The sequence below is a fragment of the Moritella sp. PE36 genome, from assembly GCF_000170855.1.
Taxonomy (GTDB): domain Bacteria; phylum Pseudomonadota; class Gammaproteobacteria; order Enterobacterales; family Moritellaceae; genus Moritella.
The window spans coordinates 1-10,250 of sequence record NZ_ABCQ01000089.1 but is presented as its reverse complement, the minus strand read 5'-3'; the positions used below and the strand labels follow the sequence as shown (position 1 = coordinate 10,250).

At 40.3% G+C, this 10,250-nt stretch carries 8 protein-coding genes; 6 read left to right on the top strand and 2 right to left on the bottom strand.

The annotated features are described in order from the left end of the window. Nucleotides 1–1,550: 1,550 nt before the first annotated feature. On the top strand, nucleotides 1,551–1,805 hold the full coding sequence (locus PE36_RS22905; protein ID WP_006034498.1) for a hypothetical protein: 255 nt from the start codon (nucleotides 1,551–1,553) through the stop codon (nucleotides 1,803–1,805). Nucleotides 1,806–2,406: 601 nt separating this feature from the next. On the opposite strand, the gene srmB is transcribed toward PE36_RS22905, so the two are convergent. Further along, nucleotides 2,407–3,672: an ATP-dependent RNA helicase SrmB gene (srmB, locus tag PE36_RS22895; protein ID WP_006034496.1), complete on the bottom strand. Its 1,266-nt coding sequence runs from the start codon at nucleotides 3,670–3,672 to the stop codon at nucleotides 2,407–2,409. A gap of 322 nt (nucleotides 3,673–3,994) precedes the next feature. Here srmB and PE36_RS22890 point away from each other — a divergent pair, with 322 nt between their 5' ends. The 5 genes from PE36_RS22890 to PE36_RS22870 all read left to right on the top strand — a co-directional run bounded on the left by PE36_RS22890 (nucleotide 3,995) and on the right by PE36_RS22870 (nucleotide 9,023). Next, nucleotides 3,995–4,963, top strand: coding sequence for an inverse autotransporter beta domain-containing protein (locus PE36_RS22890; RefSeq protein WP_006034495.1), 969 nt, complete (start codon nucleotides 3,995–3,997; stop codon nucleotides 4,961–4,963). A gap of 45 nt (nucleotides 4,964–5,008) precedes the next feature. After that, nucleotides 5,009–5,752: a tRNA1(Val) (adenine(37)-N6)-methyltransferase gene (locus tag PE36_RS22885; protein WP_006034494.1), complete on the top strand. Its 744-nt coding sequence runs from the start codon at nucleotides 5,009–5,011 to the stop codon at nucleotides 5,750–5,752. Between the two features lie 212 nt (nucleotides 5,753–5,964). Further along, entirely contained in the window at nucleotides 5,965–7,290 is a 1,326-nt protein-coding gene (brnQ, locus tag PE36_RS22880) for a branched-chain amino acid transport system II carrier protein (protein WP_006034493.1), read from the top strand. 121 nt (nucleotides 7,291–7,411) lie between these two features. Beyond that, entirely contained in the window at nucleotides 7,412–7,594 is a 183-nt protein-coding gene (locus PE36_RS22875) for a DUF2065 family protein (RefSeq protein WP_006034492.1), read from the top strand. A gap of 130 nt (nucleotides 7,595–7,724) precedes the next feature. Next, nucleotides 7,725–9,023 (top strand): adenylosuccinate synthase, encoded by a 1,299-nt coding sequence (locus PE36_RS22870; RefSeq protein ID WP_006034491.1) that lies wholly within the window; start codon nucleotides 7,725–7,727, stop codon nucleotides 9,021–9,023. Between the two features lie 139 nt (nucleotides 9,024–9,162). Here the strand turns inward: PE36_RS22870 and ispB are convergent, their stop codons facing one another. Beyond that, nucleotides 9,163–10,134 carry an octaprenyl diphosphate synthase gene (gene ispB, locus PE36_RS22865; RefSeq protein WP_006034490.1) on the bottom strand — a complete coding sequence of 324 codons (972 nt, stop codon included), beginning with the start codon at nucleotides 10,132–10,134 and terminating at the stop codon, nucleotides 9,163–9,165. Nucleotides 10,135–10,250: the final 116 nt, after the last annotated feature.

Genomic DNA, 10,250 nt, shown 5'->3' with positions numbered 1-10,250 from the left:
CAAAGGATTACGTTACAGGATGTACACAGAAATAAATCAGGATCGATTTATTGTGCTAGGAAGGCAAAAGGACACTCCGACGGATTGGAAAGTGGAAATTTAACGGAATAAATAGAGTCAGGATTTTAGCAGGGTTGCTACAAGTTTCATGGATTGAAAGTATAGACTTTAGGGCGGCACACTGTGCCGCCTTTTCTATATCTGGGATTTAATAAACGCTTTATTACGATTTTCCACCAACTAATTTTCTGGCATAACTCATCTCATCTTATATAAACTTACTTCCTTGGTTCTTTACCTTTAGATCTACTTATAGATGTTGATGGTATGTTTGTTTTTAACAACATTATTTATCGTTAAATTTTAAGTTTTACAACTTTAGTTTGGGTATATGCTGTGTATTTTATATTCACAATATTATCTACTGAGTGGCTAGATTTCGACGTGTAAGACATCGACTATTTATGGTGAGGGAGATAGTCGTTACATCACGGTGTTTATCTCGGTATTAGACCTAGTATTACACTCGTGATTCATTGTTATATTCATTTCTATCAATGGCTTACTGTTTTATGTGTTTTGTCTCTTGTCAATTTGTGTAATTTAATTGAATTTACGCGCTTGTTGCGCAGGGTTAATGACGTATATTTATAAGCACAAGGACGAGGCGGGAACATCTTCAGGAAGAAGACTAAAGGATTAAGTTGCAGGATGCGACACACGGACAGCTTCAGGAAGAAGACCAAAGGATTAAGTTGCAGGACGCGACACACGGACAGCTTCAGGAAGAAGACCAAAGGATTACGTTGCAGGACGCGACACAAGGAACATCTTCAGGAAGAAGACAAAGGATTACGTTACAGGATGTAACACAGAAATAAATCAGGATCGATTTATTGTGCTAGGAAGGCAAAAGGACACTCCGACGGATTGGAAAGTGGAAATTTAACGGAATAAATAGAGTCAGGATTTTAGCAGGGTTGCTACAAGTTTCATGGATTGAAAGTATAGACTTTAGGGCGGCACACTGTGCCGCCTTTTCTATATCTGGGATTTAATAAACGCTTTATTACGATTTTCCACCAACTAATTTTCTGGCATAACTCATCTCATCTTATATAAACTTACTTCCTTGGTTCTTTACCTTTAGATCTACTTATAGATGTTGATGGTATGTTTGTTTTTAACAACATTATTTATCGTTAAATTTTAAGTTTTACAACTTTAGTTTGGGTATATGCTGTGTATTTTATATTCACAATATTATCTACTGAGTGGCTAGATTTCGACGTGTAAGACATCGACTATTTATGGTGAGGGAGATAGTCGTTACATCACGGTGTTTATCTCGGTATTAGACCTAGTATTACACTCGTGATTCATTGTTATATTCATTTCTATCAATGGCTTACTGTTTTATGTGTTTTGTCTCTTGTCAATTTGTGTAATTTAATTGAATTTACGCGCTTGTTGCGCAGGGTTAATGACGTATATTTATAAGCACAAGGACGAGGCGGGAACATCTTCAGGAAGAAGACCAAAGGATTAAGTTGCAGGACGCGACACACGGACAGCTTCAGGAAGAAGACCAAAGGATTAAGTTGCAGGACGCGACACACGGACAGCTTCAGGAAGAAGACCAAAGGATTAAGTTGCAGGACGCGGCACAAGGACAGCTTCAGGAAGAAGACCAAAGGATTAAGTTGCAGGACGCGACACACGGACAGCTTCAGGAAGAAGACCAAAGGATTAAGTTGCAGGACGCGACACAAAGGACAGCTTCAGGAAGAAGACCAAAGGATTAAGTTGCAGGACGCGACACAAAGGACAGCTTCAGGAAGAAGACCAAAGGATTAAGTTGCAGGACGCAACAAAAGGGACCGCTTCAGGAAGAAGACCAAAGGATTAAGTTGCAGGACGCGACACAGGACAGCTTCAGGAAGAAGACCAAAGGATTAAGTTGCAGGATGCGGCACAAGGACAGCTTCAGGAAGAAGACAAAGGATTACGTTACAGGATGTAACACAGAAATAGATCAGGATCGATTTATTGTGCTAGGAAGGCAAAAGGACACTCCGACGGATTGGGAAGTGGAAATTTGACGGAATAAATGGAGTCAGGATTTTAGCAGGGTTGCTACGCGTTTCATGGATTGAAATATAGAGACTTTAGGGCGGCACACTGTGCCGCCTTTTCTATATCTGGGATTTAATAAATCGCCTATGTTCCGTATCAATGACTATTTACTACCATCAGAGCTACCATCAGAGCAGCCATACAGATAGCTTAGTCTTTACTTATCCATCATAAGCCGTTAGCTATCAATATGCAGATACAAAAAAGGCGCTAAATAAATTTAACGCCTTATCGGTTCTTACTAATTTAACTAATCGTTGGTTTGAACGATTACTTGCTTTTAGATTTATTTTTCTTGGTACGTTTTTTGGCTTTAAGCTTGGCTTTCGCTGATGCTTTATTTTTACCAGTCGCCGTTACTTTGGCTTTTTTCTTTGTTTTCGATGCTGTAATTTTATTCTTTGGTTTCAAATCTTGAATTACACGACGCTTAATTGTTTCTTCGGTATAACGTTCAATTTTACCAAAGATACGTAGATCATGCGCTTCAACCAATGAGATCGCTGTTCCTTTCTTACCGGCACGTGCTGTACGACCAATACGGTGAACATAAATTTCAGCACTACGTGGTAAATCAAAGTTAAATACATGGCTTACATCTTGTACGTCAATACCGCGAGCAGCAACGTCGGTAGCAATCAGAACTTTTACTTTATCATTTTTGAACTGGTTCAAAGAACGCGTACGTTTCGCTTGATCCATTTCACCACGTAAATATGCACACGGGATGTCTTGTGATTGCAGGTAGCTAACAAGCTCTGCAAGGCGTTCACGGGTTTTTACAAACACGATAGAACGTGTTGTGCTTTCATCTCGTAACCAATGCACTAACAAGGCTTGCTTGTGTGCGTGATTATCAACATGGTGCATGAACTGATGAATTTTAGCTTTTTCTCTACGAGAAGGATTCGCTGTAAACTCAACAGGTTCATTCAATAGTTCTTCAGCAAAACGATCAATACCGCGACCTTCTAGGGTTGCAGAGAATAGCATTGTTTGTTGACGACGGGTCATTTCATTAGTGATTCTTTTCACATCATCATAGAAACCCATATCTAACATGCGGTCAGCTTCATCTAGGATCAGTACTTCAATGGCTGCACATTCAAATGCATCACGGCGGATGTATTCTAATAAACGCCCCGGCGTTGCAATGACAATATCAAGGTTATTTTTTAATACTTCTGCGTGTAGAGCATAATCAACACCACCTGTGACCATCGATACTTTATGGTCAGTATAAGCCGCTAGCATTTTAGCTTGTTGGAATACCTGACTCGCGAGTTCTCGCGTTGGCGTCAAGATAAGTACTCGTCCAGGACCTAATTCGCGACGTGGAAAGTCCAGCAGATGTTGAATAGCTGGTAATAAAAATGCCAGCGTTTTACCTGTACCAGTCGGTGCAGATGCAAGGATATCTCTACCTTCCATGGCAGTTGGCAGTACTTGCTGTTGAATCAATGTTGGTTGAACAAGATTATTATCAGTAAGTGCTACAATTAATTGAGGGTCTAGATCGAGACTTTCGAAGTCCATAAAACTACCGTATAACAAGAGGTTAAAAAGGAAGATGAGGTTATCATTTGCTGTAATTAAACAATGACACGTCAAATTTTGGAACGTTAATCAGTCATTATGGCAGATATGAGGCCTGGAGGGTATTGGTTTTCTACTCAAATGACGAAATAATCACTATTATAAAACTTATGATTTATCGGTGTTAGCAGCGCGGTTGAAGTGTCAGTTTGGATCTATAAATACGCTATAAACATGTTTAGTTGTTGGTTATATTCATTAGCTTGAATGCTGTATTTTTGTTATCTTAGCCGAGTTGTTTTATTATTAAGGTGTGTTTTCGATGAACCCTAGTGGTCTATTTTCTGCTGTATTATTGTCTTCTATGGCATTGTTACTGTCTTTATCCCCTTTGATTCATGCTGCTGAAGATAAGTATTATTCTGAGAGTGGCGGTAAAATTTCAAATGAAGGTTATTGGGGTAAAAAGCGAGGTCATGTCGGTGGTGAAGAAAAACGTAAACCAACACTGATTTTAGAAGAACCTGAGGAGCCTGAATTCACCCCATTTTCATTTCCAAAACCGCTTTATTCTAACCTTAGTTTTGGTTTTCAGCTGCACAGTAATTATGATGATTATGACCGACACGGTACATCGCTAGCGAGTAATCCAGGGTTGGATTATGTGCTCGATAATGTTTTTGCCGATGACCTGGTTTGGCAAGCGAATATCGATTACAAAAATGAGGATATATTAATCTCTAACGGTATCGGTATTTTGCCTGAAGACAGTCTAATCGGCGTTGGCGTTAATGCTTTTTGGGATGTTGAAATGAACTCGGGTAATCACCGCCTATCTCTCGGTAGTAAATACGATGATCCGAATTATATCTTCAATCTATCATCAAATATTTATTTTCCACTGTCTGGTAAAGGCAGTGAAGATGATCTGGTTAACAGTATCGATATTCGTGCGGAAGGGGCGATCACACCGACTGTACAATTCCATAGCTCGCTTGAATTTTTCTTCGGAGATGACATTCAGATCAATGATGATTATGACCCCACTAATAACAGTCATAAGTTTACCGCGGGGCTGGATTACACGCCAATCCCGTTATTGCAATTAGGCGTTGAAGCCACCAAAGTGCAAGATCATGATGTCGGCTACGGGGTTTATCTCTACTTTAATTACGACCCATGGCGACCATTAAATGAACAGCTTGAACTTATTTTAGATAATGGTTTTTCGATGCAGCAAATGATCCCATTCTCACGTTCTAAAGTGCTTGCGCGCACTGCTGAGCAATAGTAAATGAGATATCTTGTCGTTATGTTAGAGAGTGAAGAGTAGTCAGTGAACGATAAAAATAATGGTTTTAGCTTTAAACAGTTTCATGTTTCGCATGCCGATTGTGCGATGAAAGTGGGCACGGACGGTATTTTACTCGGTGGTTGGGCAGATGTAACAACAGCGTTCACAGCACCACTAAAAGTACTGGATATTGGTACCGGTTCCGGGCTTATCAGCTTAATGCTAGCGCAACGTTGTCAGGGTGATATGCAGGCCATTGCGATTGATATTGACGTGTCTGCATGCCAGCAAGCAAAAAAAAATATAGATAACTCACCATGGCCATCTTCGATAGCAGTTAAACATGTTGCTTTACAGGCATTCACGCAAGCCTACAAAGATGAACCTGCTAAGTTTGACCTTGTTGTCTCTAACCCGCCTTATTTTATTCATGGCCAAAATTTTACTGATGACGCCCGTAAAATCGCAAGACACACTGGCAGTTTAACCCATCAAGAACTGGTTGATTGTGCGCTGCAACTGTTAGCACCTAATGGCCGAATTGCCCTCGTACTGCCTTATACGTCGGGATGTGAACTTGTTACTTATTGCCAACAATTAGGTAATTTGCAAATAACTTGTTTAAACATAAAAACTACCCCTAAAAAACCTTACAAACGTATGTTGATAAATATCCAACGCGGTGATCGCGACTTGGAAAAACAATCGCTTACTATTCATGAATCTGATGGTCGTTACTCTAATGACTATCAACGGTTCACCAAAGAGTTTTATCTAAAAATGTAATTTCACTAAGCTGATATTAGATTTACGCTTGCACTTAATGACCAGATTGTTAGTATCGATAATTAATGGGTGAGTGGCTAATACAAAATTCTTTACAAGAACATAATTATAATACTTTGTGCTACACCGGCTGGAGGGTATTTCTCCATGCTTACTTCACGGAAGAAGTGAATGAATGAACACACAACAATATCTAAGCAGAGAGTATATTAATGACTACTAAGTTAAAAGCAGCTGATGTTTTAGCCATCGGTTTTATGACGTTTGCCTTCTTTTTAGGCGCAGGTAATATCATCTTTCCACCTTTAGCAGGTAACCTTGCTGGGCAATCATATATGCCGGCAATGTTGGGCTTCCTTGCTACCGCTGTCGGTTTACCTCTTATTACAATTATCGCGGTCGCAAAAGCCGGCGGTGGTTTAATTGCCATGACACGTTTTTTACCTGCAATGGCTGCAACTGCAATGGCAGTGGCTATTTATATCATTATCGGTCCTGCGTTTGCAGCGCCAAGAACAAGTTTAGTTGCTTATGAGATGGGGATTAAGCCTTTCTTAGGTGACGCTGCTAACGATACGACACTGGCTTTGTATTCTGTTGTCTTCTTTATTATCACTGCCTATTTCGCTTTAAGCCAAGGTAAACTGATTGATAATATTGGTAAGATCTTAACACCTGCATTAATTATATTATTAGTGGTATTAGCGATTGCGGTATTTATTATGCCACAAGGTGAAATTGGTTTAGCACGTGAAGCGTATATTGATAGCCCATTTACTACCGGCTTCCTCGAAGGTTATAACACCATGGATACGTTTGCGTCGTTAATGTTTGGTATGTTGATCATTAATGTACTTAAAAGCAAAGGCGTAACAGATAAAGCAGGTCAATTTAAATATCTAGTCATGGCGGGTTCTATCGCTGCTGCTGGTCTAGCATTTGTTTATATTTCACTATTCTACTTAGGTGCAACGAGCCAATCGCTTATTGCCGTTGGTGCTGATGTAAATGGTGCGATGATCTTAGCGACTTATGTACAAGCCTTATTCGGATTGCCTGGTCAGTACATCTTAGCAGCGGTTGTAACATTAGCATGTTTAACTACGGCTATTGGCTTAGCAAGTGCAGTGGCAGAATTCTTCCATGAATTAAAACCACAATGGTCATACAAAATGCTGGTTATTATTAACTGTATCGTATGTGCAATTGTTGCTAACGTTGGTTTATCTCAGTTAATCAGTATTTCTGTACCGGTATTATTTGCAGTATACCCACTGGCTATTGCGATTGTTGCGCTGATCTTATTGCAAGAACGCTTCCCTAATCCACAGTTTGCATTCCGTTTCGTCATGGTTGTTGCATCCATGTTTGGTGTATTAGACGGCATGAAAGTGGCGGGTCTGGCAATGAGTGGTTTTGACTTCTTACCACTCTTTGATGAAGGTTTAGCTTGGGTATTACCGACTGCACTTGCTATCATAATATCGATTGTTGCAATGCGTCCGCAAGCAAATGTGAGTGCTGCTACCGCAAAATAGTCGATCATATGCTCTAAATGAGATCTGATTAAACTAATTTACAATCCGTTCCTGAGTGAGCGGATTTTTTATGCTATTTTTTTGGTGCTTACGTTTTGTCGCACTATAATGAGGTGGTCAAATGGGTAATGAATTGTGGTTAGCGTTAGCGATTGTATTTATCATTGAAGGTATTATGCCGCTGTTGCTGCCTAAGCAATGGCAACAAATGCTCTCGTTGATTACCCTACAGCCCGCTGACAAAGTGCGTAAATATGCTGGTTGCCTGGTGGTAACTGGTGTCGTTTTATTGTTTATGTTGTAAATTTTTTGTACAGCAGAACAACAAGTAAACTTGTATTTTCTGATTTTAATGAGATAGAAATCAAATTTTTTAAACATTTTGATTTAATTTTTGCTAGAATCCTCTTTTAACCAACAACCGCGACGGTATCATGGGAAAGAATGTAGTTATTCTCGGCACTCAATGGGGTGACGAAGGTAAAGGTAAGGTAGTTGATCTACTAACTGACAGAGCTAAATATGTTGTGCGCTACCAAGGTGGTCACAATGCTGGTCACACATTAGTAATCAATGGTGAAAAGACAGTTCTTCACTTAATTCCATCTGGTATTTTACGTTCAAACGTAAAATGTATCATTGGTAATGGTGTAGTTCTAGCACCTGATGCATTAATGACTGAAGTTAAAATGCTTGAAGATCGAGGCATCCCAGCTCGTGAGCGTATGCTTATCAGTGAAGCGTGTCCATTAATCCTGCCATACCATGTATCGCTAGATGCTGCCCGTGAAAAAGCACTGGGCAAAAAAGCAATCGGTACAACTGGTCGTGGTATCGGTCCCGCTTACGAAGATAAAGTGGCGCGTCGTGGTTTACGTGTTGGCGATCTATTCAACATGGAACAGTTTGCTGTTAAATTGAAAGATGTAATGGAATACCATAACTTCCAACTACAGCATTACTATAACGAACCAGAAGTAAGCTACGAAGATGTGCTAGCACAGATGCACGAAGTTGCACCTATTCTACTAGACATGATCGTAGACGTAACATCACTTCTTGATGATGCACGTCGCCGCGGTGATGACATCATGTTTGAAGGTGCTCAAGGTACGTTACTAGATATCGACCACGGTACTTACCCGTATGTAACATCATCAAACACAACTGCAGGTGGCGTCGCTACTGGTAGTGGTTTTGGTCCATGTCACATCGATTACGTTCTTGGTATTACTAAAGCTTACACTACACGTGTTGGTTCTGGTCCATTCCCAACTGAACTTGATGATGAAATCGGTAATCACCTAGGTACTAAAGGCCATGAATTTGGTGCAACTACTGGACGTGAACGTCGTTGTGGTTGGTTTGACGCAGTTGCAATAAAACGTGCAGTTCAGTTAAACAGCATTACAGGTTTCTGCCTAACTAAACTAGACGTATTAGACGGTTTAGAAACGTTGAAAATCTGTACTGGCTACATGCAACAAGACGGTTCAATCCTTGACGTGCCACCTATGGCTGCTGACGGTTATGAACTTGTTGAACCTGTATACGAAGAAATGCCAGGTTGGAGCGACGTAACATACGGTGCTACAACACTAGAGCAACTTCCAGAAGCTGCAATCGCTTACATCAAGCGTATTGAAGAAATTACGGGCGTGCCAATTCATATCGTATCAACTGGCCCAGATCGTAACGAAACAATAATATTAGTTAACCCATACGACGTATAAGTCTATTTGGTTATAACTGATAAATAAAAGGTCGCTGGTGCGGCCTTTTTTGTATCTTGAATTTCAGGTACAAAAAAGCCGCCTGATTATTCGCTATTGAGTAATCAGGCGGCTTTTAATATCGCTAATCGGTTACTGCTTAATTGCTGCGGTTAGCTGCAATATAAGCCAGTGAAATAAGCGCTTGTTTATATTCTGACTCAGGTAGTACCGCAATTGCTTTAACGGCTAACTCGGCTTCTTGCTGGGCTTTATCAAAACAATAGTTCAGTGACCCGTTACGTTCAAGAATTGCTAAGATCGCCTCAAGATTATCCATGCCATTCATTTTCTCGATAGCTTCACGCACCATTAATGCTTCTTGTTCGGTGCCATGAGCCATTGCATGAATTAACGGTAGTGTTGGTTTTCCTTCGGCAAGGTCATCGCCAACGTTTTTACCCATTTCTTGGGCGTCAGAAGTATAGTCCATTACATCATCGATAAGCTGGAATGCAGCGCCTAAATGTACACCGTAATCAATCATAGCTTGTTCAATATCAGCTGGTTGCTCAGCGATAACGGCAGCCAGTTGCGTTGCCGCTTCAAATAGCTTGGCTGTCTTGTAATAGATAACATCCATATAACGCTTTTCGTCAGTGTCTGCATCATTACAGTTCATTAACTGTAATACTTCACCTTCAGCAATAACATTGGTTGCATCAGATAAAATATCGATAATTTTACTGTTATTCAGTTTTGCCATCATTTGGAAAGAACGTGAATAAAGGAAGTCACCCACTAACACGCTTGCCGCATTGCCGAATGCCGCATTCGCGGTTTTGCGACCACGGCGCATGTCAGACTCATCAACCACATCATCATGTAATAAGGTTGAAGTATGAATAAATTCGATAATAGCAGCTACATCTACGTGTTGTTGGCCTTGGTAACCCAGTGCGCGTGCACTTAACGTTGCTATTAGTGGACGAATGCGTTTACCGCCACCATTTACAATGTAATAACCCACTTGATTAACGAGGGCAACATCGGATTGCAGTCGAGCTAAAATGAGTTCATTGACAGCGTCCATATCTTGTTTCGATAACGCTTGAATGGCTTTAATGTCCATGTGTATAAGTTCCGTGCTACTTTTATAGTTGTATGACGATTTTTTAAGACTATTGTTGAAGAATGTTTATAGCTACATTCATCGCAAGCCCTATCTTGGTCGTAGGTGATAAGATA

Bases quoted from the DNA above. Each gene is read 5' to 3' on its own strand.
- srmB (WP_006034496.1), bottom strand. From the start codon at position 3,672: ATGGACTTCGAAAGTCTCGATCTAGACCCTCAATTAATTGTAGCACTT.
- PE36_RS22870 (WP_006034491.1), top strand. From the start codon at position 7,725: ATGGGAAAGAATGTAGTTATTCTCGGCACTCAATGGGGTGACGAAGGT.
- PE36_RS22890 (WP_006034495.1), top strand. From the start codon at position 3,995: ATGAACCCTAGTGGTCTATTTTCTGCTGTATTATTGTCTTCTATGGCA.
- brnQ (WP_006034493.1), top strand. From the start codon at position 5,965: ATGACTACTAAGTTAAAAGCAGCTGATGTTTTAGCCATCGGTTTTATG.
- PE36_RS22875 (WP_006034492.1), top strand. From the start codon at position 7,412: ATGGGTAATGAATTGTGGTTAGCGTTAGCGATTGTATTTATCATTGAA.
- ispB (WP_006034490.1), bottom strand. From the start codon at position 10,134: ATGGACATTAAAGCCATTCAAGCGTTATCGAAACAAGATATGGACGCT.